This window comes from Solwaraspora sp. WMMD937, assembly GCF_029581175.1.
Lineage (GTDB): Bacteria > Actinomycetota > Actinomycetes > Mycobacteriales > Micromonosporaceae > Micromonospora_E.
On record NZ_CP120738.1, the window covers coordinates 909,716 to 933,375 of the forward strand.

Consider the following 23,660-nt stretch of genomic DNA (forward strand, 5'->3'; position numbering starts at 1 on the left):
TCAACCGGTGGTCGCGGCCGGTGGCGGATCCACCGGCAGCCAACGTCGGCTGCCCCGGTCGAACCGGGCCAGCAGCTCGTCCCTGCCGTCCTGGTGCAGCACGTGCAGCTCGGCTCCGTCCGGCACGGCCAGTGCGCGCTGCCGCGGCCGCTCGTCGAGCCAGGTCACCGGGGTGTCCGGGCCGGGTTCCCACCGTACGACCGGAACCCACTCGTCGGCGGCGGTGAACGGCGGCTCCGGCCCGAGCAGGCCCAACCGGGCGTACAGCCGATCGGGGGTGTCCCGGCCGGGGCCGTGCCAGCGGTGCACCGGGCCGGCCATCCGGTCGTAGCCGTCCGCCACGTACGCGTGCAGGTGGCGGTGCGGGACGACCAGCTGCATCCGGACCGGAACGTCCGGATCTGCCCCGACAGCCTCGGCCTGGTCCGCCTCGGTCGGATCCGTCTGGGCCACGTCGGCCTGGTCCGTCTCGGTCACGGTCCGGCGCAGCTCGTCGAGCCACCGGCTGACCTGCCGGACCGCCTCCCCGGGCAGGCTCACCGCTGACGCTGTGCCCGGGTCGACGGCGAGCTGCCAGCGCGGGTCCGGCCAGTTCGCAAAGAGTCGCACGCTGGAGGCGACGACCGACGGCGGCGGCACGTCGAACACCACAGCCAGCATCGCCGGGGAGGTGAAGACCGGCACCGACGGTTGTCCCGCCTCGTCGGGCAGACACCACCAGGGGAACCGGGGGTCGGCCAGGTCGGTCGCGGCGGCGTCGGGGTCGGCGTCCGGCTGCAGCGGTACGGTGAACTCGACCCGTAGCAGGGCGGCCATCACCGCGTCCGGGTCCTCGGCCGCGACGGCGGCGCGCAGCGCCTGCGCGATGTCGCCGGCATCGGGTGCCGCAGTCAGCTCCCGCAGCTGCCCGGCGGTGATCCGGTCGGCGATCGGCAGTCCCGGGTCGACCGCCAGCCACCAGCTGTCATCGGGGATCGTGGCGGCCACCTCGGCCAGGGTGACCGTCACGTACCGTACCGACTCGCCCGGTAGTCCGGCGGCGATGGCCTGCGGCGAGGTGAAGGCCAGCACGTGTGGAGCGCCGTCGTGTTCGACGGTGGGCCAGGCGAACGGTGCCTGACCGGCGGCGGTCTCGGCCGACACCGGCAGCAGCAGCGGCCCGGTGCCGAGCGCCGCCAGGTAGCCCGCCAGGTCGGCGGCGGCGGCCATGCCCGCCTCGGCTGCGGTGGCCGGCCGCCACCCCGCCGAGGCGAACTCGGACAGCGGCTGCGGCCCTGGCTCCGGGCCGGCGGTCACCAGCTGCCGTCCTCGGCGAGCCGGTGCGGCCGCTGACCGAGTATCAGCACGGTGACGGCCTGCTCGACCGTCCGGCCGATGAACCAGTCGCCGCCATGGTCCAGCACGAACACCCGCTGCCGGGCGTCGATGGCCAGGATGCCGGTGCCGTCCGCTTCGACGCCGAGCGGGCTGACCGGCACGCCCAGCGTGTCGGCGAGTACGGCGAGGGTGGCGACGGTGTGTACGGCGCGCAACGGATCAAGGTGGACCGTGCTCGGCGCGACCGCCTCGCCAGGGCCGTCCGGTTCGACGTACAGGCCGCCGAACTCGGCGTACGCCTCGATCGCGGGACCGACCACGGTGTGCTGCCGCCCGTCGGGGCCGACGTGCCCGGCGACCCGCAGGGCCCAGTCGCGGCCGAGCTGCTCGTCACGTCGCCCCGGCTGCCAGCCGGCCACGGTCAGGGCGGTGAGCACCTCCGGCGGGAACCGGTCGTCGCCGGGCATCAAAGCGTCTCCATCCCGAACCAGTCGAGCAGTTGGCGGCAGGACCGGCACGGGGTTACCGCCGCGCCGTGGGCCGGATCGTCCGGCTCGCGGATCAGGGTGACCCGGATCCGGGCACCCCACAGCGCCGCGCGGGCCGCAGCTGGCGACAGTTCGGTGCCGGGCTGGCCCTGCTGTACGGCGTACAGCCGGTCGGAGATCAGCACCGGCTCGGCGCACCGGCCGACGGAGCGTTCCCGCTGGCTGACCGGAAGTTCGTCCAGGATCCGCCGGACCAGCGGGTGCAGCTGTGGGAGATGGTCGCCGCGCACCGAGGTGTGGGTGTGGACCTCGCCGTCGACCAGCAGAGCGGCTGCCGTCAACGGCAGCATGCGTACCGCCATCACGCTCTCCTTCTCGCCGTCCGGTCCGAAGCCTGCCGGGGCCGGTCGGGGCCCTGGGATCCCGCCGTAGAGCGTAGACAACCGGTGCCGGTCGCTGCTGCCAACGACAGGCCCGCGCGGCGACGCGGTCGTTCACCGGACACCCTGTCTGGTGGTGCTGCGATATCGTCGGAATCCCCTGTCCCACCGTGTACGAAGCCCGGAGCGATGACGCGCACCCTCTCGGTCAGTCCGGACCAGCCAGGCGCCTATCCGTCGATCGGTGACGCGCTCGCGGCAGCGTCCGACGGGTCGGTGGTGGCCGTCGCCCCCGGCACCTACTACGAGGCGTTGTTCATCAACGATCGACAGATCACTGTGGTCGCCGCACAGGGTGCCGGGTCGGTGACCGTGGACGCCTCAGCCGGCCATTACCCGACTGTGTCCGCCAACGGCGGCACCCTCGAACTGCGTGACCTGGTGCTGCTGGCCGGCGACGCGCCAGCGGTGGCGGCCGACCGAGCCCAGCTGACCATGACCGGCTGCCAACTGCGGGCCGGGTTCGGGGCCGGCGTCGTGATCGGCAACCGGTCCAGTTTCATGCTGACCCGGTGCACGGTCACCGGGGCGCGGCACGGCCTGGTGGTCGAGGATTCAGACGGCGACGTCGACGGTTGCGAGTTCACCGACCTCGCCGAGGACGGCGTGATCGTGCGGATCGGGGCCGCGCCCACCATCCGGGCGTCGACGATCACCGGCTGCGGTAACCGGGGCGTCTACGTCTACCAGCACGGCCGTCCGGTGTTGGAGACGTGTGAGATCTCCCGGACCGGCGGGGCCGGGGTCGCGGTCGCCCACCAGAGCGCGCCGACGCTGCGGCGCTGCCGGATCCGCGACACCCGCGGGCCGGCGGTCTCCTTCGGTCGTGGCTGTGCGGGTAGTGTAGAGCAGTGCAGCACCGAGAACACGGCGACCCCGGCGTTCGACATCGCCGACGGTGCCGAGCCGACCATCGTCACCGGTACGGCGAGCCGGCGTGCGGTGTTCGGGGCGGCCGCCGCCGCGTCGGCCGGCGGGCCGGACACCGCCCGTACCGAGGAGTTGCTGGCCGAGCTCGACGCGATGGTCGGCCTGGAGTCGGTCAAGGCTGAGGTGCGTGGGCTGATCGACGAGATCCAGGTTAACGAGTGGCGGCGCGGCGCGGGCCTGCCGGTCAGCGCGGTCAGCCACCATCTGATCTTCGCGGGCGCGCCGGGCACCGGTAAGACGACGGTGGCCCGCATCTACGGTGAACTGCTGGCCGCGCTGGGGGTGCTGTCCGGCGGGCCGTTCCGTGAGGTGTCCCGGCGCGACCTGGTCGGGCAGTACCTGGGCCACACGGCGGAGAAGACGGCCGCCGTGTTCGAGCAGGCCAGAGGCGGGGTGCTCTTCGTCGACGAGGCGTACACCCTGTCCCGGTCGTTCGGCAGTGGCGGGGACTTCGGTCAGGAGGCGATCGACACCCTGGTCAAGCTGATGGAGGATCACCGGGACGAGATCGCGGTGATCGCCGCCGGCTACACCGGGGAGATGCGGCAGTTCCTCGACGCCAACCCGGGCCTGGCGTCCCGGTTCGCCAGGACGATCGAGTTCGGCAACTACACCCCGGAGCAGCTGGTGGTGATCGTCGAGCGGATGGCGGCGAACGACGAGTATCTGCTCGCCGCCGCAGTGCCGGAGGTCCTGCTCGGACACTTCTCGGCGGTGCCGCAGGACGAAAGCTTCGGCAACGCCCGCGAGGCGCGCAAGCTCTTCGAGGGGGTGCGCAAGGCGCAGGCGCAGCGGCTGCGCCAGTCCGGCCAGCGGCCCAGCCTGGACGAGCTACGGACGGTGACTGAGGCCGACGTCCGTACGGCGACCGGACGCTGAGCGATGACGACCGACCCCGGCCCGTCCGCCGACCAGTCGCCGGGCGCACCGGCGGGCTGGCAGCAGTGGGCACCGCCCCGACAACGTGACGCCGCGCCGATGCCCGCGCCGGCACCGCCACCCGCAGCCGCACCGCCGACCGTGGGCGTGGCCGGTTCGGCCCCCACCTCGGAGCTGCCGACCGTCCGCGCTGCCGGACTGTCGACCGGGCAGGTCGCGGGCCGGTCGGCTGCGGCGGCGCGGGCTGCCGTGCCGGTGCCACCGGCCGCGTCTGGGTCGGGTGGGCCGACGGCGGACACGATCTCCGGAGTCACCGGGTCGACAGCTGCGGCGTCGACCCCGGCAGCGGCGTCAGGCAGCCGGATCCGGCCCCGGCGGGTCCGCCCCGGCACCGGCCCGTTCGCTATCGGGCAGCTGGTCTACTGGCAGCTGGCGGCGACGGTTTTGCTCGCCGCGTACCAGCGGGGGCCGGTCGTGGCGCTGGTGTCGGCGGCGGCGCTGGCGCTGCTGCTGGCACCGACGGTGGTCCGGCTGCGCGGGCGGTGGCTCTACCAGTGGATGGCGGTGTGGTTGCGGTACCGGCTGCGGCCCCGGCGGCTGCCGGCTGGTGGCGGCAACCGGGCGGCGGGCCTGCTGCGGTTCGTGGAGCCGACCGCGATAGTGGACGATGTCACGGTCAGCGGCCGGACGATGGCGACGATCAGTCACCGGGGTGGCGTCTGCGCCGTCCTGGAGCTCGACCCTGCCGACGGTTCGCTGTTCGTCGGCTCCGCGCTGAGTCTGCCGTCCCCGGCGGCGCTGCTGCCGGCGGCGGATCCGGCCGCCCCGCCGACCTCGGTGCAGCTGATCGTCCAGGTCGCGGCGGCCCCCCGCGCGCACACCGGCCGAGGGCTGGTGGAGCGCTCCTACCGGGAGCTGACCGGCGGTGACGTGCCGGCCCGCCGGCGGGCCTGGCTGGTGCTCCAGGTGATGCGTACACCGGACGGTTACACCGATCGGGAGCTGGCACCAGCGCTGGTGTCGTCGGTCCGGCGGGTCCAGCGCCAGCTGAAGCAGGACCGGGTGCCGGCCCGGCTGCTGGGCGGCGACGATCTGCTGACCGCCGTCGGCTATCTGGCGCAGCTGCCCAGCCGGCCGGACGGCGGCAACGTCTACGGCACCGCCAGCAACCGGGTCGCCGGCGAGGAGACCTGGCAGGCGTGGTGGAGCGGCGAGGTGCCGCAGGTCTGCCGCCGGCTGCTGCGCTGGCCGGAGCTGCCGTGGCAGCTGGACGACGTGTTGCGGCAGTTGCCGATGGTCGACACGGTGGTGTCGGTCGCCGTCGCCCGGGAGCCGGGGCATCCGACCGAGACCGCCGCCGGGGACGTGACGGTGTCGGCCGCGGTCCGGCTCACCGCCGCCGACGTGACGACGCTGGCCGTCGGCGACCATGCCCTGACCGAGGCGGTACGCGAACGCGGCGGGCTCACCGAGCGGATCGACGGTGAGCATGTCCGTGGGCTGGCCGCCACCTTGCCGCTCGGGGGGTTCCTGCCGTGACGGGTCCGTTGTCGATCGTCCCGCCGACCGGCCTGCACACCGCGGGTCCGGAGGCACTCGGCGACGTACGGTTGCGGGCCGGCGGCGACGGCATGGTCGTCGGGCGCAACCGGCAGGGCGGGCCGGTCGCGGTACGGCTGTTCCGCCCGGAGCCGACCCGGTTGCTGCTGGTCGGCGGGCTGCGCTGCGCGCAGCTGTTGGCGCTGCGGGCGATGGCGCTCGGCGCGTACCTGTTCATCCAGACGGCCCGCGAGCCGGACTGGCGGGGGTTTCTGCACCAGTGTGGTCTGGGTCAGGAGTCGGCGTCGTTCCTGCCGCCCGGCGCCCAGCCGCCACCGCCGCCGTCACCGGCGCATCCCCAGCTGCTGGCGGTGGACGTCGGCCCGGCGATGGGCGGTACGTCGGAGGTGGGGGTGCCGTGGCGGACGACGATGGTGGTCCGCAACGACATGGGCAGTTGGGATCTCGATCCGCTGGTCCGCAGCGACCTGGTGGTGCTGCAGCGGTTGACCGCCGCCGAGGCGGCGCTGGTGGCGTCGGCGTTGGGATTCACCGAGGCGCAGAGCTGGTTGACCCGGATCCATCCGGAGATGGTCGGCCTGGTCAGTCAGGGCCGGCTGCAGTGGGTGATGCTGCATCCGACGTCGATGGAGTCGGCGCTGCTCGGCCCGGTCGGCCGACCCTGATCAGGCTGACCGGGCCGGCCGCGCCGTAGCCGGTCAGATCCAGAGATCCGTCAGGTCTGCCGGAGTTCCGTCAGGTCGGTGGCTCTACGCAGGAACAGCAGTCCGACGCCGACCGTGGCCAGGGCGGCCAGCATCGCGCCAGCGCCGAGCAGCGCCAGGTCGTCGAGCGGCACCGGCACCGGCACGGTGATGCCCGGATGCTCGATCGTCCGGCCGTGTTCCGTCCAGTCTTGCGGGGTGCGACAGGCGTCCACCGGGTCGCAGAACGTGGTCGAACGCGGGCCGGAGGAGACCTCCGTACCGAGCGCCCGGGCCATCATCGCGCCGGCCGTCAGCGCTACCAGGGTCGCCGGGAGCAGCGGGGCGAGGGTCTGCACCAGGACGGAGCGGGCCAGCACCGCGCGGGGTACGCCGGTGGCGACGAGTGCCGCATTGGCGCGGCGGCGCTCCACGATGCCTTCGACGACCGCGACGGCCAGACCGGTGGCGGCGATCGCCAGGCCTACCAGGACCGCGATGTGCACCAGGGTGACCGCGTTGAAGTAGAAGCTGTTGTCACTCGGGCCGTACGGCTGGCCGCTCTGTTCGGCGAGGATCCGGTGGACCCGGTCCCAGCTGCCGAACTCGGCCGTCAGGTAGGCGCTGAAACCGGCGGTGCCGGCGCCGAACAGGACGCAGACCAGCAGCCCGGCGAAGGTCCGTGCGCCGTGCCACGGGTCGGCGGTCAGCCGCCGGGCGGCGAGCAGGGTCGCGGGGCGGCGGGCCACTCGCCGCAGGATCCGCCCGCATGCGTACGAGATCCAGCCCGTACCGGTGGCGACGCCGATCGCGATGGTCAGCGCCCCGGTGAATGCGATGACCGCGACGCCCCACAGTGGGGCTTCCCGGCCGGCAGCCCAGTCGACGAGCGGCCGGAACAGGAAGGTCACCACCAGGCCGCCGAGGATGAGCAGGCCGGGCCACCACCCGGGCCGCCCTTGCCTGCGCCTGCGCTGTACGCCGAGCGGCGACACGACGACCGTACGCAGCAGTACGGCGGCGACTGCGGTTGCGAGCAGCGGGATGCCGGCCACGATCAGGCTCAGCGACCAGACCGGGGGCAGCACGTCGGTGGGCAGTGGCAGCAGGCCGTGCTCGTCCGGGCGGTGCAGCAGTCGCCGGCCGGCCAGGTACACGGCCAGCCCGGCGAGGGAGCCGAGCGCACCGGCCAGCCCGGTTTCGGTGGCGGCCAGCGCCCGGACCTGGCCGGGGGTGCCGCCGGCCAGCCGGATGGTGGCGAGTCGCTGGTCACGGGCGGGCGCACCGAGTCGGGCGCACTGCGCGGCGAGGGCGAGGACCGGGATCGCCAGTAGGAACAGGGCAATGGCGACCCCCGGTCGCAGCCCGGCCTCGGCGATCAGCGCCGGGCCGTACTGCGGGGACCGGTCGGATCTGCCGTCCGGGACGGTCGGTACGGCGATGACCGTGGCTGCGGCCAGGAAGGTGACGGTGGCAAGCAGCGCGGCGGCGGCGGTGAAAGCGATCCGTACCGTGTCGGTGCGGGTGCCGACGAGGCCGAGCCGCAGCAGGGTGGTCGGGCGGATCATGACCGGGCCGCCCGCGCGACGACCGGGCCGAGACCGGCCGGGTCGATCTCGCCGTCGCGCAGCATGATCTCCCGGTCGGCGTACCCGGCGACCCGGGGGTCGTGGGTGACGAGCAGGACGGAGGTCCGCTGCTCGCGGGCGACCCGGACCAGCTGGCCGAGGACCTGCTCGCCGGTAAGGCTGTCCAATGCGCCGGTGGGTTCGTCGGCGAACAGCACCCGAGGCTCGGTGATCATCGCGCGGGCCAGCGCACACCGCTGCTGCTGTCCGCCGGACATCTCGCCGGGTACGGTGTCGGCCTGGTCGGCGACGCCGAGCCGGTCCAGCCAGGTGAGCGCCGCAGTCCGGGCCGCTCGCCGCCCCGTGCCGGCGAGTAGCAGCGGAAGCGCGGCGTTCTCCGTTGCGGTCAACTCGGGGACGAGCTGACCGAACTGGAACAGCACCCCGAGTTCGGTACGCCGCAGCACCGCGCGGGCTGACTCGGAGAGCAGGTCGATGCGCTGGTCGCGGTAGTGGATCTCACCGGCGTCCGGACGCAGGATGCCGGCGAGGCAGTGCAGCAGGGTGGACTTGCCGCACCCGCTCGGCCCGGTGACCGCGACGATTTCACCTTCGGCGACGTCGAGGGTGACGCCGCGCAACGCGGGGGTGGCGCCGTACGAGCGGACGACTCCTCGGCCGGCGAGCAAAGGACTGTTCACTGGCGTACCTCCCGGTGCAGGTCTGCGACGCGGCCTACGGTGGTGTCCAGCCAGCGCAGGTCGGCGTCGAGGTGGTTGATCGCGTAGTCGGCGGCGACGATCTCGCCGAGGGTGACGTCCGGCGCGGTCTTGGTCCGGGTGAGCTCCCGGATCCGTGCGGCGTGTGCCGCACGCTGGGCGGCCAGGTAGCGCCGGGCCCGCCCGGGGTCGTCGATCAACAGCGCGACGACGACCTTGGCGAGCAGCGCGCTGGTGATGTACGGGGCGGGTGCCTCGATCGCGTCGAGCCAACCGTCGAGGGCGGTCCGGCCAGCGTCGGTGAGCGCGTACGAGGTGCGGTCGGGGCCGGCGGCGCGATCGCGCTGCGCCTGCTCGACGAGGCCGTCGCGGTGCATCCGGCCGAGGGTGGCGTAGACCTGGCCGAAAGCGATTGGTTTTGCGCGTGGCAGCCGCTGGTCGTGGTCCCGCTTCAGCTCGTAGCCGTGCCGGGGACCACGGGAGAGCAGCCCGAGGAGAACGTGGACGGTGGACACCCGGCCAACTATTCACTGAGCGAATAGCTCCCGTCAAGTGACCTACCGGGACACGCCGCACCGCCTCCCGAGTACCTGCGATCCGTGACCGTCGACGAGCAGGGTCGGCTGGTGGAGACATCGGTCGAACCGATCCGGGCCGGCGAGCGGGTGCAGCTCGCGCCTGGTGGGTACGAGTGGACGATTCCCGTCGACGCCCGACCGGCGCAGTCGCGCGTCGATCCGTACGGGATCGGTCGGTTCGGGATCTTCGCCACGCCGGGCGCGATCGACGTCGACGCGCTCGGCCGGCTGCCGACCATGGCCAACCTGCAAGTCAATCCCGGCGAGCCGGATGCGGTCGAGCACGTCCGCAACATTCTCGCCACCGCCGGGCCGATGGACCTGCTGTCCACCTTGTCTGCGACGACGGAGACCTGGCAGTTTGCCAGCGTCCGCCGTGGACTCGCCGTCGGCATCGTCGTCACGCTGCTGCTGATCGCCGCCAGTATGCTGGTCACCATGCTGGAGCAGCTGCGCGAGCGGCGCCGGCTGCTGGCCATGTTGGACGCGATCGGTGCACCCCGGCGGGCGCTCGGCTGGGCGGTCGTCTGGCAGCATCTGGTGCCCGTACTGCTCGGGCTGGTCCTGGCGGTGGCCGCCGGGGTCGGGCTCGGTGCGGTGCTGCTGGGCATGGTCGGCCGCGACCTCGTGGTCAGCTGGTGGACGGTGGCCGGGGCCAGCGCGGCGGGTGCCGGTGTCGTGCTGCTGGTCGCCGCCGCCGGTCTGCCGGCGCTGTGGCGGCTGATGCGCGCCGACGGGCTGCGTACCGAGTGATGCTCAGACGTCGGCGTGGCGTCGACCGGGGGACGCTCAGACGCCGGACGGGAAGGTCTCCGGTTCGCGCAGCTCGACGTGCGGGGTCCGCAGCGGGCGCACCCCGCGGCTGTGGTCGAACCAGAGGAACGCGTCGTAGCGGTCGCCGAGCACGGTCGGCACGTAGTTGCCGCGCCGTTCCATGTTCGGCTGGTAGACCACCCCGATCGCCCGGTGGTCCAGTTCGTCGGTGAGCAGATCCGGTCTGCCGTCGGTGGGGAAGACGAACAACGACTCGGTCGGGGCCGCGACGGAAAGGATCGCTTCCAGCGACCCCGGCCGGGCCGGCGGTACGGGCATCAGCCGCATCGGCGCTCCCCAGGTGTCACCGGCCACCACCGTTCCCCGGTAGGTGCCGAAGCCGACCAGGACCACTTGGTCCAGGCCGTACCGCTCGCGGGCCAGCTGCCCGATGTTGACCTCGCCGAGTTCGGCCATGTCGGTGGCCCGGGCGTCGCCGACGTGCGTGTTGTGCGCCCACACCACCGCGCGGGCGTCCGGGCCGGCCCGGTCGAGCAGCCGGGCGAGGGTGTCGTCCATGTGCCGGTCCCGGACGTTCCAGGACAGCCGGCCACCGGACACCAGCGCCCGGTAGTAGCGTTCGGCGCCGGCCACCACTTCGGCGTTCTGCCAGGCACCGAAGCTGCCGGCCCCGTCGGTGGCGGCGTCGCGCCGCAGCCGGACCAGCAGGTCGATCACCTCCGCCTCGCAGCCGGCGGGCACCAGCCGCAGGGCGGTCGCGTAGTCCTGCGGGTCCTCGCCGTACGGTTCGAAGCAGCGGTACGCGTCGAGCGCCGCCGGCACCTGGTCCGGTCGATGTTCCCGCAGGTAGACGAGGATCTCGCGGAGCGACTCCCACAGCGAGTAGACGTCGAGCCCGTGGAAGCCGACCCGGGCGGATTCGCTTACCGAGTCGTTGTGCCGGCGCAGCCAGCGGCAGAAGTCGACCACCTCGTCGTTGGCCCACATCCAGGTCGGCCAGCGTTCGAAGGTGGTCAGCGCGTCGCGCGGGTCGCGGGGGGCGTCGAATCGACCCCGGACGCTGCGGTCGACCCGGTCGCAGTCCGGCCAGTCCCCTTCGACGGCGACGAAGGAGAAGCCGTGCTCGGTGATCAGGCGGCGGGTGACGGCCGCCCGCCAACCGTAGAACTCGTGCGTACCGTGGCTCGCCTCGCCGAGCATCACGACCCTCGCGTCGGCGGTCCGGTCGATCAGCGGGTCGAGGTCGTCGGCGTCGACCAACGGTCGCGCCAGCGCGGTGATGTCCGCGGCATATCTGGCCACCGGGCCCGGGTACCCGGGCGTTACCGGCACAAACCCCGTCAGCCGGGACCTGCGGAACCGGCGAGGCGGGTGTTGCGGGCGGGTTCGGGCTAGGCTGCCTGAGCATGGAGGAGCAATCGCCTGACGCTGAGCCGAGGCGGTCCCGCGCCCCACGGGCCAGGACACCGAAGGTTGGCGTCACGCCGCCCGCCGCCATCGCTCCCGTGTTGTTCCAGCCACCGTCGAGCGCAGCCGGCAGCGCCGAGAGCCCCGCAAAGAAGGCCACGCCGGCGAAGAAGACCGCCGCGAAGAAAGCCGCCGCGAAGAAGGCGACTCCGGCAGCGGAGCCCACGGCGGCGGAGAAGCCTGCGGCGAGGAAGACCACGCCAAGAAAGACCGCCGCCAAGAAGACCGCGCCGACGAAGAAGACCACCGCGACGAAAGCCGCGCCGGCGCCGGATCCGGCCGGCACGCCCCCGCCGGATCCGGTCCCCGGCGGTACGCTGCGACACCTGTTGGCGCGTCCGGCGTACGCGCCGGAACTGCTCGCCCTGGCCGCGGTGGAGCGGATCGGGCCGGCGGCGCGGGACTGGGCGGCCCGGCTGCGCGACGACTACCCGGCGGCCAGCGACGACGCCCTGGCCCGGCTGGCGGCTCGCCGGTTCACCCGGCTCGCCGGGGCCGGCGCGGCGGTCGCCACCGCCGGCGGGCTGCTCGGCCCGGCCCTGGAGCTGGTGACGCTCGGCTGGACGCAGGCCGCTGTCACGCTGCACGTGGCGGCCGCGTACCGGCATGATCCGACCGACCGGGACCGGGCGGCGGAGCTGCTGGCCCTGACCGGTATGCAGCCGGACGTCGCGGCGGCCCGCGCGGCGCTGGACGCGGCGGGCCGGCCGAGGGCCGACGACGCCGAGGATCCGGCGTTGCGGCTGCTCGGCGGCGCGCAGCGGTTCACCGAGGCGGTGAGCCGGTTGGCCGACGGCGGGTGGGCGCTGCTGCGGTTGCCGGCCCGGTTCCTGCCCGGCGGGCGGGCGCTGGTCGCCTGGTCGGGCGACACGTTGCTGCTGGAGCGGCTGGCCGCGCGGGCCAGCGCGCACTACCGGCCGGTCACGCCGGCTGCGCCGGTCACAGCCAGCTGAACCAGTCACGGGGCAGCAGCGCGTAGCCGACGAACGCGAAGACGTCCAGCAGCGTGTGCGCGATGATCAACGGCATCACCCGGCGGGTACGCAGGAAGAACAGCGACAGCACCACACCCATGATCACGTTGCCGACGAAAGCTCCGAAGCCCTGGTAGAGGTGGTAGGTGCCGCGCAGCAGGCAGCTGGTGGCGATGACCGCGCCGATCCGCCAGCCGAGTTGCCGCAGCCGGGTCATCAGGTAGCCGACCACGATCACCTCTTCCAGGATGGCGTTCTGCGCGGCGGCCAGGATCAGCACCGGGACCGTCCACCACAGCTGTGGTAGCGCGGCCGGGACCAGGCTGGCGTTGAGCCCGAGCAGCGCGGCGACCCAGAACAGCCCGAGTCCGGGCAGCCCGATCGCGGCGGCCAGGGCAGCGCCCCAGGCCAGATCGCGCAGCGGTGACCGGGCGTCGAGCCCGAGCCGGGCGCGGGCGTCGGCCCGGTCCCGGCTGAGCAGGTGGACCGCCAGCAGGACCGGCACGAGGGCGAAGATGATCCCGAGCAGCTGGTACGTCAGGTCGAGCCAGGGTCGGGCCGACTGGGAGGCGTTCATGGTGGCGGTCTGCTGGCCCAGCGGCCGGTCGGCGGTCAGTCGCGCGGTGATGGTGACCAGGGCGTAGATGGCGGACTGGCCGAGCGACACGCCCAGGACCAGGAGCACCTCGGCGCGCAGCAGGCGCGGTGGCAGCGGGGCCGCCCGGTGGGCGTCCGGGTTGCCGCTGGCCGGTGGTGGCGTACCGGCGAGGTCGACCGTCACCGGACCACTGTGCCCGAGCGGGTACGGCACGGCAATGTCGCACATCGGGTACGTCGACCCGCTACGAAGAGTGCTCACCCTGAAACTCAGCGATACGGAGTCAGTGGCGGCACGGTGACGGGAAGGCCTCGATGAGCGATCTCGCGCAACTGTTGAAGGAGAGCTGGGTGCTCGTCGAGGAGGAGCACGACCAGGTGGCGGGCTACTTCTACGCCCGACTGTTCCTGGACCGGCCGGATCTTCGCCAGCTCTTCCCGGTGCAGATGGACACCCAGCGGCGCTGTCTGATCGAGGCTATCGTCTCTGCCGTCGGCTCGATCGACGACCCGGAGCAGTTCACCGACTACCTGCAGTCACTCGGGCGGGCCCACCGCAAGTTCCATGTGCAAGCTGCGGACTACGCCGCGTTCGGCGGCATGCTGCTGGAAGCGCTACGTACCGTCGCCGGTGACCGGTGGAGCTTCGAGTACGACGAGGCCTGGGGCACTGCGCTGGAACTGCTCACCACCAACCTGGTCGTCGGTGCCGAAAGCGACCCGAACCCGGCGTTCTGGCACGCTGAGGTGCTCGACCACGAACGCCGGGGCACCGACGTCGCCGTGCTGACCTGCCGGCCGCTGCAGTACCGACTGGAGTACCAGGCGGGGCAGTACGTGAGTGTCGAGGTGCCGCGCTATCTGCCGAGGCTGTGGCGCAGCTACTCGATCGCGAACGCGCCCCGGGCGGACAACACACTGGAGTTCCACGTCCGGGCGGCCGCTGCTGGCTGGGTGTCCAGCGCGCTGGTCCGCCGGGTCCGCCCCGGTGATCTGCTGCGGGTCGCCGCCCCGATGGGCTCCATGGTGCTGGACCGGGACTCGCCACGGGACATCGTCTGCCTGGCCGGCGGAGTCGGTTTCGCTCCGGTCAAGGCCCTGATCGACGAGCTGACCCGGTACAACCGCAGCCGCTGGGTGCACGTCTACCTGGGCGGACGGACCCGCGACGACCTGTACGACCTGGCCGAGCTGAGCCAGCTCTGCGCCGCCTACCCCTGGCTGAACGTGGTGCCGTGCTGCTCGGACGACCCGGGCTGGACCGGGGAGCACGGCGAGGTCGCCGACGTGCTGGCCCGCTACGGCCCGTGGTACGAGCACGACTTCTTCGTCGCCGGGTCGGCCGGCATGGTCCGGTCCAGTCTGCGTCGGCTGGCCGAGCTCGACGTCCCGGCCGAGCACATCCGCTACGACAGCTTCGGCGAGGTGTGACCGCTTTGCCCGGTCAGTACACCCAGGGCCGGCCGCTGTCCCGGTACTCCTCGACCGGCACCAGGCTGGTCCCCGGTGCCATCCGATCGACGTACAGCCGGCCCTCCAGGTGGTCGATCTCGTGCGCGACCAGCCGGGCCATCGCCCGGTCGAAGGACGTGATCACCCGGCCGCCGTCGAACCGGGAGTGTTCGACGTCGATCCGCAGCGGACGCGGCACCAACCCACGCACGTCGAAGTAGGACAGGCAACCCTCGTACTGGTCGTCAGTCTCCACCGAGGCGTCGACGACCCGCGGATTGAGCAGCACCAGCGCCTCGGCTCCCGGTTCCGGCGGCCGGACCAGGGCAGCGGCCCAGGGCAGCCCGATCTGCGGTGCGGCCAGGCCCACCCCCTTGCCGAACGGGTGCAGCTCGTCGAGCCGGGCCAGCATGGCCCGCAGCCGGGCGACGGTGTCCAACGCCACCGCCTCGTCGGCCGGCAGCTCGAACGGCTGCACCTGCTGCCGGAGCATCTCGGCGCCCCGCTGCACGATCCCGATGGCCCGCATCCGTTCACTGGCCCGCGGCTCCGGCCGGGTCCCGGTCCCGGTCCCGGCCGGTGACCCGACCTGACCGCCGCCGTGCGTCGGCGGCCCGGACCGGAACCGCCACTCCAGCCGGTACCGGGCGTTGAGCAGCGGCGCGTCGGTCGACCACTCCAGCACCGACCGGCCGTTCACCCGATGCCGGCGCACCGGCGTTCGCAGCGGGGCGTCCTCCGCCGACAGGGACGTCTCGACCCCCCAGACCTGGGGGTCGAGCGCTTCCGGGAAATCCAGCCGTACGGTGAGCTGCCGGGTGGGCAGCCGGACTGCGCGTTGGAACCACTGTCCCCACTTCTCCTGGCCGACCCGGTAGGTGTACTCGATGCTGGTGCGTTGCCCCGGGTACAGCGGGAACCGGCCGTCGGAGTTCTCGAAGAGCAGCCAGACCTCTTTGAAGGCGTCCCGGTCGTGCTTCTTGCGCCACTGCATCGGCTCCTGGTGCCCGGGGGTGCCGCAGAAGGCGTGCAGGTCCAGCTCGACGAAGGTGAGCGGGTGTTCCCGGTGGTGCCGGTTGGACCGGTCCGGGTCGTCGGGATACCGGTCGACGGCGACCCGGACCAGGTAGCGGGTGACCGGGTCGGTGCCGGCGTTGTAGAGGGCCCGCCGGATCGTGCAGTGGTAGTAGCCGTCCCGGTAGGCGAGGGTGGCCACCTCCTGCTCGACGATGAGGCCGGTGCCGGGCGGCATCCACTGTTCGGGCACCGGCGGGTCGCGCGGCGGGGTGCTGGTACGGCTGTGCCGCAGTTCGTCGTACTCCTGGTAGCGCTGCCAGATCGCGCCGCCGGCGCCGAGCACCGCTTCGGCCCGGCGGGCGAAGTCCTCGGTGGGGCGGTGCCGGCGGCCTTCGACGTGGCTGATGTACGACGGGTCGAAGCCCATCCGGGCAGCCAGCTGCTTCTTGGTCATCGCCCGGTCCAGACGCCACTGGGCGAGCTCGGCCGCGAAGGTGTCCGCGGCGCGGTCGATGGGCGAGCTGGTCATTGCAAGGCGTCCCCTCAGGCCGGATCCACAGTCTGCTTTCCGACTAGGACGCCCGGTCGGATTTGGCGCGTTGCCGACAGAGCACTTGACAGCACGGATCAGAGCACTCTGCGAGATTCGCCCATCACCCACCGCCACGGAGTGTCACCACCCCGGCTGATAGTTTCGCCGATACTCTGGTTAGCCTAGCCTTAGCAAGCTAGGGTGAACCATCGGCAGCTGTCGGAAGGATCGAAAGGTGAGAACGTTGCGGCGAGGCACGTGCGACCCGGTTGACCACGGGAGCGCCACCTCCTTCTCGGTTGCCACCGTGACCTGCCCGGTTGTCACCGCACCGACCAATGGTTGCTCATCGTGACCGCCGTCATAGACCCCCGGGCCCGCGCTGCCGCGCCGCTGGCCCCGATCACCACCACGCTGCGCACCGCGTTCGGCACCGACGACCTGCCCGGCCTGCACGCTGGTCTGCTCGTCGACAACCAGACCGGCTGGCTGCCCGCGACCGAGCTGATCCACGGCGACCACCTGCCCCGGCTGCTCGACTCGGCCGCCCGGCGCTGGCAGGCGAAGCGGCACGCCGCAGCCGCCCTCGCCTGGAAGGCGTACAGCTACTGGGTGGCACTGCCGGTCGCGCTCGGCTGGGCATCGGCCCGCCGGGTGCCGCTGATGCGCGCCGACGACGTACTGCTGCGGATGGACGACGACGGCCCGCTGGTCGACGTGGGCCTGCGCACCGGGATCCCGGTGGCGGTGCTGCCGCACGACCCGATCGCGGCGGCCGGGCTGCCCGAGGTGCTGGTCGTTGCCGACGAGGCCGAGCTGCTGCGGGTCCTGCGGATCTCCCTGCTCGACCAGCACATGAGCCCGCTGCTGGACACGATCCACAGCCGGGTGAAGCTCGGCCCGCGCACGCTGCTCGGCTCCCTCTCCTCCGGCATCGCCTACGCGGTGCTGCAGGCGGCCGACGCGCTGCCCGGCTCGTCCACCGAGACGATCGGCACGCTGCTCGACGCGCTCGACATCGGCGACCTGATCGAGCTGGTGCCCGGCGAGGACGGGGCGGTCACCGTGCAGCGACGCACCTGCTGTCTGGCGTTCACCCTGCCCGACCCGAAGATCTGCCCCGGCTGCTGCATCCGCCCGTGACCCCGCGCCGCGCGGCCGGTCGACCCGGCCACGCGGGGGGTGGTGGTCAGGCCGGCTGCTGGTAGGTGGCCGTCAGCCTCGCCCGGGCGAGGGTGTGGAAGGCCAGGTTGAAGCCGACGTACGCCGGGGTCGCCGTCGGGCCGAGATCGAGCCCTTCGACGTCGAGGGCGTGCACCGCGAAGATGTACCGGTGCGGCCGGTCACCGGCCGGCGGTGCGGCGCCGTCGTAGCCGGGGTTACCGAAGTCGTTGCGTACGCCGAACGCGCCCGGCGCCGCCTTCTCCGGGTCACCGCCGGCACCCTGCGCCAGCTCGGTCACCGACGCCGGCAGGTTGACCAGCAGCCAGTGCCAGAACCCGCTACCGGTGGGCGCGTCCGGGTCGAAACAGGTCACCACGAACCCCTTGGTCGATGCCGGAAAGCCCGACCAGGACAGTTGCGGGGAGAGGTTCGCACCGCCGGCTCCGGTGAAGACGTGCGCCGTCGGCAGCAGCCCGCCGTCGGCGAGGTCGGTGCTGGTCAACGCGAACGAGTCGACCGGCGGAAGCAGGTCGTACGGATCAGGTGCGATCGGTCGGTCCAGGTTCATGCCTGGCATCCTGCCGCACCCGGCACCGGTACGCAGCCCAGCGCACCGATGCCGGGTGAAATCGGGTCAGGACTGGTTGGCTCCACTGCCGACCAGCTCGGCGCCGCGCTGCGCGGCCAGCCTGGCCCGCAGCTGCTCACCTTCGATGTCCACGTTGGGCATGATCCGGCTGAGGAAGCCCGGCAGCCACCAGGCGGCCCGGCCGAGCAGCGACATCACCGCCGGCACGATGGTCATCCGTACCACGAACGCGTCGATCAGCACGCCGATCGCCAGCGCGAAGCCCATTGACTTGATCACCGGGTCGTCGACCAGGATGAAGCCACCGAAGACCGAAATCATGATCAGCGCGGCAGCGGTGACCACCCGGGCACCGTGCCCCATCCCGTTGACGGTGGCCTGCACGGCCGTGTCACCGTGCACGAAGTCCTCCCGCATCCGGGAGACCAGGAACACCTCGTAGTCCATGGCCAGGCCGAACAGGATGCCGATCAGCAGGATCGGCAGGAAGCTGACCAGCGGGCCCGGGGTGTCCAGGCCGACCAGGTCGGCGAGCCAGCCCCACTGGAAGACCGCGACGGTGATGCCGAATGCCGCACCGACGGTCAGCAGGAAGCCGGCGGCGGCCTTCACCGGCACCAGGATCGACCGGAACACCAGCATCAGCAGCAGGATCGACAACCCGACGACCAGCAGCAGGTAGACCGGCATCGCGTCGGCGAGTTTGTCGGAGACATCGATGCCGACGGCGGTGACGCCGGTCAACGCGACCGTGGCAGGGCCGTCGTCGTCCGGGGCCAGCCCGAGTACGGCGATTTCCTCACGGATCCGCTCGACGAGCTCCTCGGTCGCGGCTTCGGTGGGGCCGGTCGCCGGGATGACTGCCAGGATCGCGGTCTGCCCGTCGCGGCTGGGCTGCGGCGGTGCGACCGCCAGTACGCCGTCGAGGCTCTGCACCGTACCGGTGATCTGACCGGCGGCGGCGGTGGTGGCCTCCACCGAGTCACCGGATACCACCATGATCAGTCGGCCGTTGAAGCCGGGCCCGAACCCTTCGGTGGTCAGGTCGTACGCGGTCCGCTCGCTGCTGCCCAGCGGGGCGGTGCTGGCGTCGGGAAGGGAGATCCGCATGTCGGCGGCGGGGATCGCCAGAGCACCGAGGCCGGCCACGCCGAGCACGATCACCGGGATCCGCAGCTTCACCATCAGTCGGGCCCAGCGGAACCCGAAGGACTCCTGGTTCTCGTGGCTGGTCGGCGCCTCGGCCGGGTCGACGGCCCGCTTGCCCCGTGGCAGCACCCGGCGACCGGCGTAGCCGAGCAGCGCCGGCTGCAGGGTGATCGCGACCAGGACGGCGACGCTGACCGTGCCGGCGGCGGCCAGACCCATCACGGTCAGGAACGGGATGCCGACGACGGACAGACCGGCGAGGGCGATGACCACGGTGGCACCGGCGAACACCACCGCAGAGCCGGCGGTGGCGACGGCGCGGGCGGCCGCCTCCTCCGGCTCCAGGCCTTCGAGCAGGTGCTGCCGGTGCCGGGAGGTGATGAACAGCGAGTAGTCGATGCCGACGGCCAAGCCGAGCATCAGCGCCAGCACCGGGGCCGTGGAGGTGAGGTTGATGACGCCACTCAGCACGAACAGGCCGGCCATTCCGGCGCCGACGCCGATCAGCGCGTTCAGCATCGTCATCCCGGCGGCGACCAGCGAACCGAAGGTGATGATCAGGACGACCAGGGCGATCGCCACGCCGATTGCCTCCTGGGAGCCGACGTGCGGCTCGGTGCTCATCACCTCGCCGCCGTGGGCCACCCGGAAGCCGGCGTCGCGGGCCGGGCCACCGACCGCTTCGTACGCTCGGCGCGATTCGTCGCTGACCTCGTCGTTAGGCACGGCGAACTGGACGTTGACCAGGGCGAACCGGCCGTCGGGCGACACGCTGCCGGTCTGGAACGGGTCGAGCGCGGCGATCACACCGGGGATCTGGTTGGCTTCGCCGACCACCTGCAGGACGGCGGCCTGGCCTTCGGGGGTGGTGAGCTGCTCGCCCTCCGGCGCGGCGATCACGATCGTGCCGCCGGCCCCGCTGGCCTCCGGGAACTGCTCCTGGAGCAGCTCCAACGCCTCCTGGGATTCGGTGCCGGGGATGTTGAAGTCGCTGGCGGTCGGCCCGCGGAAGGCGAGCGCGGCGGCACCGAGACCGACCAGGGCGATCAACCAGATCGAAACGACCAGGTGTCGTTTACGAAAAGCGGTCCGGCCGAGCCGGTATAGCAGGGTGGCCATGCGGCATCCTCTGTCGTGTCGGTCGTTTCGGAACTTCGGGTTTCAGCTGGCGCCGGGCTTCGGATCCTCAGCTGGCGTCAGGTCTCGGTTGCGCGTCTGGCCCGGTTCGCCGAGGGTCCGGTCGATCACCTGGCCCAGCAGCGGGCGGAGCCGGTCGGCGTCGAGGTCGAGGTGTTTGGAGCTGGCGGCGGCGACCCCGGCCAGCACCACCAGGGCGGCGAACCGGTCCTCCAGGCGCCCGGACCGACCGGTGAGGGCGTCGAGCAGCCGGTCGATCATCTGCTCCAGGTCGCAGAAGGCGGGCTGGTGCAGCATCTGCGGGATCTCGGCGTAGAGCACCGCGATCTGCCGCTGGTAGCGCAGGCAGAGTTCGATGAAGCCGTCGATCGCCGTACGGCGGGCGGTCTCGTCGTCGAGTCCGGCCAGTTGCTGGTCGAGTTGGGCCAGGCTGGCGACCGCCGGGTTCATCAGGGCGGCGAGGATCGCGTCCTTGCTGTCGAAGTGGTAGAGCAGGGACGCCTTGGCGCAGCCCACCTCGGCGGCGATGTCCTGAAGGGAGGCGCCCCGGAAGCCGACCGCCGCGAAGCGTTGGGCGGCCACGTCGAGGATCTGTTCGCGTAGCTCGGGCCGCGCTACGCCGCCCCGGCCCGCCTGCGTCACCTTGCCCACCTCCTTCCCTCTGGTTACCTGCCGGGACCAAGGATGCCGGAGCCAGCCCAGAAATCCTGACCGATCGGTCAGAAGGTGAAGCAGCTCACACAAACGACCTGCTCAGCTTCGATCTCGACCGACAGATCTCACCCCAGGCGGGTGGAAGCCTGACGAGAACTTGATGAGAGTTCGTTAAGAGTCACCGGAGCAAGGACAACGGGAGATGGTCACTGGGCCGGCAGGACCGCGTGTTTCAGTACCCTCACGACAGGAATGTTGTGAATCCGTATGCGCCAATCTGTCGAGACTGATTGCTACCCTGGGGCTGTGTCGGCCACCGTGGATCCACCGCCGCCGCGCACAGATCCGTCCACGCCCCGGCAAAAGATCAACTGGGTCGACCGTCTCATTCAGGCGGCAGCCGTCGCCGGGTCGATCGCCGGTGTCGCGTCCTTCTTCACCGAGCACCCCACCGCTGGGCTGCGGCTCATCGCGGGCAGCCTGCTCGTCGGCGGGGTCGCGCTCGCTTTCAGATGGCGTACGGCCGGCGGCCCTCGCTTTGGTTTCACCGGTGCGCTGGCGTTGGCGCTGGTCGGGGCCGGCGTCTTCGGCTGGTCGGTGCGTCCGGGCGCCACACCGGACGTCGCGGCACCGGACGTCGCCGCGCCGGCACCGGGCCCGACCGGGAGCAGTTCGTCGGGTTCGTCGCCAACCACCGCCGGGCCGGATCCCGCGACCGGCGGCACATCGGTGACGGTGCACCGGGCAGAAACCGTCGTCCCCCTCTCTGCGAGAACGGAGATCGACCTCGACTCACTCGCGCCAGACTGGGACGTCGCGGGCTACGACGAGACCGGCCGGGCCGATCTTCGGTTCAGCACCATCGGCCTCGAAGCGATCAACAACGCCGAGCTACGGGAAGCCGCAGGTGACGGCCCGGAGCTCTGCCAGCGGGCGACGGCGCAGTACCAACTGACGCTTGACGAGGACCTGCCCGAGACCAGGTACGCCTGCGCAATCACCAACGAAGACCGCTTCGCCTCGGTGTGGTTCAACCGCGAAGACGTCCGGATGGGATATACCGTATTCAGCTCGATCAACCTGACGATCACGGTCTACAACCGCGCCGCCTGACCACCGTCCGCCCCGGCCGCCGGACAGGGCTACGACCCGTCGTGCCGGGGCAGACGATAGAGTCCATCACGTTGCACGAATATCTCCCGCCGCTCGGCGGCATCACCGGAATTGTCGATCACGTAACCCGTGACCCAGAGCCAGCCCTCGTACGTCGGCCTGGGGTCGACGGAGATGACCCGGAACCTCAGTCTGCGCCCACCAGCGAACTGCACACTGGCCTCACCGCCGACGACCAGGACGTCACCCGGTCTCGGCTCGGACGCACGGAGCAGCCGACTACCCGCCACGCCGATCCGCCAACGGATACGTCGTACGCCCGCAGTCCGGACACCACCGCGACTTGACCTTGAACGACCACAGCCCGGCGCAGAAGCCCAGCAGCGCCGCGCTGAACAGCGCCCCGATATCCCACATCGATCCGTCCCTCTCGAAGAATGACGATTCCAAGCAGTCACGCGTCGTCGAGCGACACGGGCTCACCGCCGTTGGCCTGCCACCGGGCAAGGACCTCGGCGAGGATCCGGCGGGCACCGGCCTCACCGTGCTCAGCCTTCAGGTCCTCGAAACTCCACCGCAGCGTGAGAGCCACCTCGGCCGCTTCATCGGTCTCGCACTCGCGGGTGGAGTAGGCGTCGTCGGCGTCGTCGGCGTCGTTCGGACCCGACTCGCTCGCACCGTCGTCCACCAGAATCACAACCCGGCCGGTACGCGGTAGCCGACCATCTGGCCGTAGGTCATCAGCGGACGCAGCGTCGGAGTGAGCATCGTCGGCTCGGACGACCAGCGGTGCCCACGGTTGCCCGCCAACCGCCGCTGCCTGGCCGCCGCCCGCTCCTGGTCGAGCCGGGCCAGGCGCTTCGACGCCGCCGACCGCCCGTCCCGCCACTCCCGCCACCGCACCACCAGCTCACGAATCATCTCGACGATCACTGCTCTCTCCCTTTCAAGATCGTTTTCGTGCCACGCAATCGATCAAGCCCACGGCGGCGCCCTGCCGGCACACCCACGAAAGGCACCGGCGGTTTCGCCTCATCAGCATCCCCTGCAACGTGCGCACCGTCAACCTTGCAACTGGCAATGTTCACGGAGGCAAGGTGCATAGCTTGACCTTGTGAAGCTGGTCGCGCTGTCCGACGTCGCCGAGATGCTCGGTGGCGTATCGCGCACCCGCGCCACCGAGATCACCAACCGGGCGAGCTTCCCGGCACCAGTCGCACTCGTCGCCTCCGGCCGGATGCGGATCTGGGACCGCGACGAGGTCGCCGAGTGGATCCGCACCCACCGCCCGACCCAGCAGGAAGATTGACGTAGGGGCGGCCCGATCTTGCCCAGTGGCAGGACCGTCTGGGCTCTGTCCTAGACGCGCCGATGCAGCGTTACGGCAATGCTGGGGCAGGATCGCCAACTAGCGAACGGAGCGCGTGGTAAGCCTCGTCCACTCCCGGTCGGTCTTTGGTGTCCTGATCATGGCCGCTGAACTGACTACAGACGGCGGCAAGAGTTGCGACGATCGAATCGGCGCTGGCGGAATGCCTGCGAGCAAGCGCAATCAGAGTACGTCCAGCTGCGGCTCGCAAGCGTTGTTCTTCGTCGGCGAATAGGGACACCAACCTGGCGATGACGTCCTCCGTAGGTGACGCCTGCCGCAGAGCATCCACCGCCCCCGCCCGCACCGACGGATCCACCCCGGCGTCCATGACAAGCGAGGTCAACGCCTCCACCACCACCGGCGTCAACGACCCACCCACCGCCAACGCCCGCACCGCCTCCACCCGCACCCACCAGCCGACCCCAACGTCCATGACAGATCCACGGCCGGCGAGTATAGGTATCACTGTCCACTGTTGTTTCTGTGAGGGTTTTTCAGATTTGCTAC

General features: G+C 71.7%; 25 protein-coding genes. 9 read left to right on the forward strand and 16 right to left on the reverse strand.

Translation table 11 applies throughout. The features are described from left to right. Genes O7621_RS03985 through O7621_RS03995 form a run of 3 tightly spaced genes read right to left on the reverse strand, consistent with a single transcriptional unit; the run spans position 1 to position 2,167 of the window. The gene (locus O7621_RS03985; protein ID WP_282232778.1) at positions 1-1,296 is read right to left on the reverse strand and encodes an SseB family protein; all 1,296 of its coding nucleotides are present in this window, start codon (positions 1,294-1,296) and stop codon (positions 1-3) included. Beyond that, complete coding sequence (locus tag O7621_RS03990) at positions 1,293-1,784, reverse strand: SUKH-3 domain-containing protein (protein WP_282232779.1); 492 nt, start codon at positions 1,782-1,784, stop codon at positions 1,293-1,295. The genes O7621_RS03985 and O7621_RS03990 overlap by 4 nt, the downstream gene beginning before the upstream one ends. Next, positions 1,784-2,167, reverse strand: coding sequence for a YwqJ-related putative deaminase (locus O7621_RS03995; RefSeq protein ID WP_282232780.1), 384 nt, complete (start codon positions 2,165-2,167; stop codon positions 1,784-1,786). The genes O7621_RS03990 and O7621_RS03995 overlap by 1 nt, the downstream gene beginning before the upstream one ends. 207 nt (positions 2,168-2,374) lie before the next feature. On the opposite strand from O7621_RS03995, the gene O7621_RS04000 reads away from it, so the two are divergent. Genes O7621_RS04000 through O7621_RS04010 form a run of 3 tightly spaced genes read left to right on the forward strand, consistent with a single transcriptional unit; the run spans position 2,375 to position 6,279 of the window. Continuing rightward, the gene (locus tag O7621_RS04000) at positions 2,375-4,054 is read left to right on the forward strand and encodes a right-handed parallel beta-helix repeat-containing protein (RefSeq protein ID WP_282232781.1); all 1,680 of its coding nucleotides are present in this window, start codon (positions 2,375-2,377) and stop codon (positions 4,052-4,054) included. A gap of 3 nt (positions 4,055-4,057) precedes the next feature. After that, the gene (gene eccE / locus O7621_RS04005; RefSeq protein ID WP_282232782.1) at positions 4,058-5,593 is read left to right on the forward strand and encodes a type VII secretion protein EccE; all 1,536 of its coding nucleotides are present in this window, start codon (positions 4,058-4,060) and stop codon (positions 5,591-5,593) included. Then, positions 5,590-6,279, forward strand: a complete 690-nt coding sequence (locus O7621_RS04010) for a hypothetical protein (protein ID WP_282232783.1) — start codon at positions 5,590-5,592, stop codon at positions 6,277-6,279. Before eccE ends, O7621_RS04010 begins: the two co-directional genes overlap by 4 nt. Before the next feature lie 50 nt (positions 6,280-6,329). Here the strand turns inward: O7621_RS04010 and O7621_RS04015 are convergent, their stop codons facing one another. Genes O7621_RS04015 through O7621_RS04025 form a run of 3 tightly spaced genes read right to left on the reverse strand, consistent with a single transcriptional unit; the run spans position 6,330 to position 9,099 of the window. Beyond that, complete coding sequence (locus tag O7621_RS04015) at positions 6,330-7,865, reverse strand: FtsX-like permease family protein (RefSeq protein ID WP_282232784.1); 1,536 nt, start codon at positions 7,863-7,865, stop codon at positions 6,330-6,332. Then, positions 7,862-8,566 carry an ABC transporter ATP-binding protein gene (locus O7621_RS04020; protein ID WP_282232785.1) on the reverse strand — a complete coding sequence of 235 codons (705 nt, stop codon included), beginning with the start codon at positions 8,564-8,566 and terminating at the stop codon, positions 7,862-7,864. The genes O7621_RS04015 and O7621_RS04020 overlap by 4 nt, the downstream gene beginning before the upstream one ends. Beyond that, on the reverse strand, positions 8,563-9,099 hold the full coding sequence (locus O7621_RS04025; RefSeq protein ID WP_282232786.1) for a PadR family transcriptional regulator: 537 nt from the start codon (positions 9,097-9,099) through the stop codon (positions 8,563-8,565). The genes O7621_RS04020 and O7621_RS04025 overlap by 4 nt, the downstream gene beginning before the upstream one ends. An 84-nt stretch (positions 9,100-9,183) precedes the next feature. Here O7621_RS04025 and O7621_RS04030 point away from each other — a divergent pair, with 84 nt between their 5' ends. Further along, positions 9,184-9,915 (forward strand): FtsX-like permease family protein, encoded by a 732-nt coding sequence (locus O7621_RS04030; RefSeq protein WP_282232787.1) that lies wholly within the window; start codon positions 9,184-9,186, stop codon positions 9,913-9,915. A gap of 36 nt (positions 9,916-9,951) precedes the next feature. Here O7621_RS04030 and O7621_RS04035 read toward each other — a convergent pair whose 3' ends face one another. Further along, the gene (locus O7621_RS04035) at positions 9,952-11,136 is read right to left on the reverse strand and encodes an erythromycin esterase family protein (protein WP_282234447.1); all 1,185 of its coding nucleotides are present in this window, start codon (positions 11,134-11,136) and stop codon (positions 9,952-9,954) included. Between the two features lie 305 nt (positions 11,137-11,441). Here O7621_RS04035 and O7621_RS04040 point away from each other — a divergent pair, with 305 nt between their 5' ends. Continuing rightward, positions 11,442-12,356 carry a hypothetical protein gene (locus tag O7621_RS04040; protein ID WP_282232788.1) on the forward strand — a complete coding sequence of 305 codons (915 nt, stop codon included), beginning with the start codon at positions 11,442-11,444 and terminating at the stop codon, positions 12,354-12,356. On the opposite strand, the gene O7621_RS04045 is transcribed toward O7621_RS04040, so the two are convergent. Next, positions 12,343-13,236, reverse strand: coding sequence for a CPBP family intramembrane glutamic endopeptidase (locus tag O7621_RS04045; protein WP_282232789.1), 894 nt, complete (start codon positions 13,234-13,236; stop codon positions 12,343-12,345). The two genes, O7621_RS04040 and O7621_RS04045, sit on opposite strands and share 14 nt — an antisense overlap. A 53-nt stretch (positions 13,237-13,289) precedes the next feature. Between O7621_RS04045 and O7621_RS04050 the strand changes: the two genes are divergently transcribed. Then, complete coding sequence (locus tag O7621_RS04050) at positions 13,290-14,405, forward strand: FAD-binding oxidoreductase (RefSeq protein ID WP_282232790.1); 1,116 nt, start codon at positions 13,290-13,292, stop codon at positions 14,403-14,405. A 13-nt stretch (positions 14,406-14,418) separates the two neighbouring features. Here the strand turns inward: O7621_RS04050 and O7621_RS04055 are convergent, their stop codons facing one another. Next, on the reverse strand, positions 14,419-15,972 hold the full coding sequence (locus O7621_RS04055; RefSeq protein WP_282232791.1) for a peptide deformylase: 1,554 nt from the start codon (positions 15,970-15,972) through the stop codon (positions 14,419-14,421). 354 nt (positions 15,973-16,326) lie between these two features. Between O7621_RS04055 and O7621_RS04060 the strand changes: the two genes are divergently transcribed. After that, entirely contained in the window at positions 16,327-17,118 is a 792-nt protein-coding gene (locus O7621_RS04060) for a hypothetical protein (RefSeq protein ID WP_282232792.1), read from the forward strand. Between the two features lie 46 nt (positions 17,119-17,164). Here the strand turns inward: O7621_RS04060 and O7621_RS04065 are convergent, their stop codons facing one another. The 3 genes from O7621_RS04065 to O7621_RS04075 form a co-directional block, all read right to left on the reverse strand. Further along, a complete protein-coding gene (locus O7621_RS04065; protein WP_282232793.1) occupies positions 17,165-17,707 on the reverse strand; it encodes a YbhB/YbcL family Raf kinase inhibitor-like protein in 543 nt (180 codons plus the stop codon). Between the two features lie 66 nt (positions 17,708-17,773). Next, positions 17,774-19,996 carry an MMPL family transporter gene (locus O7621_RS04070; RefSeq protein WP_282232794.1) on the reverse strand — a complete coding sequence of 741 codons (2,223 nt, stop codon included), beginning with the start codon at positions 19,994-19,996 and terminating at the stop codon, positions 17,774-17,776. Between the two features lie 42 nt (positions 19,997-20,038). Next, entirely contained in the window at positions 20,039-20,656 is a 618-nt protein-coding gene (locus O7621_RS04075) for a TetR/AcrR family transcriptional regulator (RefSeq protein WP_282232795.1), read from the reverse strand. A gap of 318 nt (positions 20,657-20,974) precedes the next feature. Here O7621_RS04075 and O7621_RS04080 point away from each other — a divergent pair, with 318 nt between their 5' ends. Continuing rightward, complete coding sequence (locus tag O7621_RS04080) at positions 20,975-21,781, forward strand: hypothetical protein (protein ID WP_282232796.1); 807 nt, start codon at positions 20,975-20,977, stop codon at positions 21,779-21,781. 279 nt (positions 21,782-22,060) lie between these two features. Here O7621_RS04080 and O7621_RS04085 read toward each other — a convergent pair whose 3' ends face one another. The 3 genes from O7621_RS04085 to O7621_RS04095 are packed head-to-tail and all read right to left on the reverse strand — an operon-like array spanning position 22,061 to position 22,714. Beyond that, the gene (locus tag O7621_RS04085) at positions 22,061-22,198 is read right to left on the reverse strand and encodes a hypothetical protein (protein WP_282232797.1); all 138 of its coding nucleotides are present in this window, start codon (positions 22,196-22,198) and stop codon (positions 22,061-22,063) included. A 37-nt stretch (positions 22,199-22,235) separates the two neighbouring features. Then, positions 22,236-22,478: a hypothetical protein gene (locus O7621_RS04090; RefSeq protein ID WP_282232798.1), complete on the reverse strand. Its 243-nt coding sequence runs from the start codon at positions 22,476-22,478 to the stop codon at positions 22,236-22,238. Further along, a complete protein-coding gene (locus tag O7621_RS04095) occupies positions 22,475-22,714 on the reverse strand; it encodes a hypothetical protein (RefSeq protein WP_282232799.1) in 240 nt (79 codons plus the stop codon). The genes O7621_RS04090 and O7621_RS04095 overlap by 4 nt, the downstream gene beginning before the upstream one ends. A gap of 181 nt (positions 22,715-22,895) precedes the next feature. Here O7621_RS04095 and O7621_RS04100 point away from each other — a divergent pair, with 181 nt between their 5' ends. Beyond that, complete coding sequence (locus O7621_RS04100; protein WP_282232800.1) at positions 22,896-23,090, forward strand: hypothetical protein; 195 nt, start codon at positions 22,896-22,898, stop codon at positions 23,088-23,090. Positions 23,091-23,160: 70 nt separating this feature from the next. On the opposite strand, the gene O7621_RS04105 is transcribed toward O7621_RS04100, so the two are convergent. Continuing rightward, positions 23,161-23,586 (reverse strand): HEAT repeat domain-containing protein, encoded by a 426-nt coding sequence (locus tag O7621_RS04105; RefSeq protein ID WP_282232801.1) that lies wholly within the window; start codon positions 23,584-23,586, stop codon positions 23,161-23,163. Positions 23,587-23,660 lie beyond the last annotated feature (74 nt).

What these genes read in the sequence shown, in the direction of transcription:
- O7621_RS04070 (WP_282232794.1), bottom strand. Translation starts at nt 19,996, where the DNA reads ATGGCCACCCTGCTATACCGGCTCGGCCGGACCGCTTTTCGTAAACGA.
- O7621_RS04000 (WP_282232781.1), top strand. Translation starts at nt 2,375, where the DNA reads ATGACGCGCACCCTCTCGGTCAGTCCGGACCAGCCAGGCGCCTATCCG.
- O7621_RS04065 (WP_282232793.1), bottom strand. Translation starts at nt 17,707, where the DNA reads ATGAACCTGGACCGACCGATCGCACCTGATCCGTACGACCTGCTTCCG.
- O7621_RS04085 (WP_282232797.1), bottom strand. Translation starts at nt 22,198, where the DNA reads ATGTGGGATATCGGGGCGCTGTTCAGCGCGGCGCTGCTGGGCTTCTGC.
- O7621_RS04105 (WP_282232801.1), bottom strand. Translation starts at nt 23,586, where the DNA reads ATGGACGTTGGGGTCGGCTGGTGGGTGCGGGTGGAGGCGGTGCGGGCG.
- O7621_RS04055 (WP_282232791.1), bottom strand. Translation starts at nt 15,972, where the DNA reads ATGACCAGCTCGCCCATCGACCGCGCCGCGGACACCTTCGCGGCCGAG.
- O7621_RS04050 (WP_282232790.1), top strand. Translation starts at nt 13,290, where the DNA reads ATGAGCGATCTCGCGCAACTGTTGAAGGAGAGCTGGGTGCTCGTCGAG.
- O7621_RS04035 (WP_282234447.1), bottom strand. Translation starts at nt 11,136, where the DNA reads ATGCTCGGCGAGGCGAGCCACGGTACGCACGAGTTCTACGGTTGGCGG.
- eccE (WP_282232782.1), top strand. Translation starts at nt 4,058, where the DNA reads ATGACGACCGACCCCGGCCCGTCCGCCGACCAGTCGCCGGGCGCACCG.
- O7621_RS03995 (WP_282232780.1), bottom strand. Translation starts at nt 2,167, where the DNA reads ATGGCGGTACGCATGCTGCCGTTGACGGCAGCCGCTCTGCTGGTCGAC.
- O7621_RS04015 (WP_282232784.1), bottom strand. Translation starts at nt 7,865, where the DNA reads ATGATCCGCCCGACCACCCTGCTGCGGCTCGGCCTCGTCGGCACCCGC.
- O7621_RS03990 (WP_282232779.1), bottom strand. Translation starts at nt 1,784, where the DNA reads ATGCCCGGCGACGACCGGTTCCCGCCGGAGGTGCTCACCGCCCTGACC.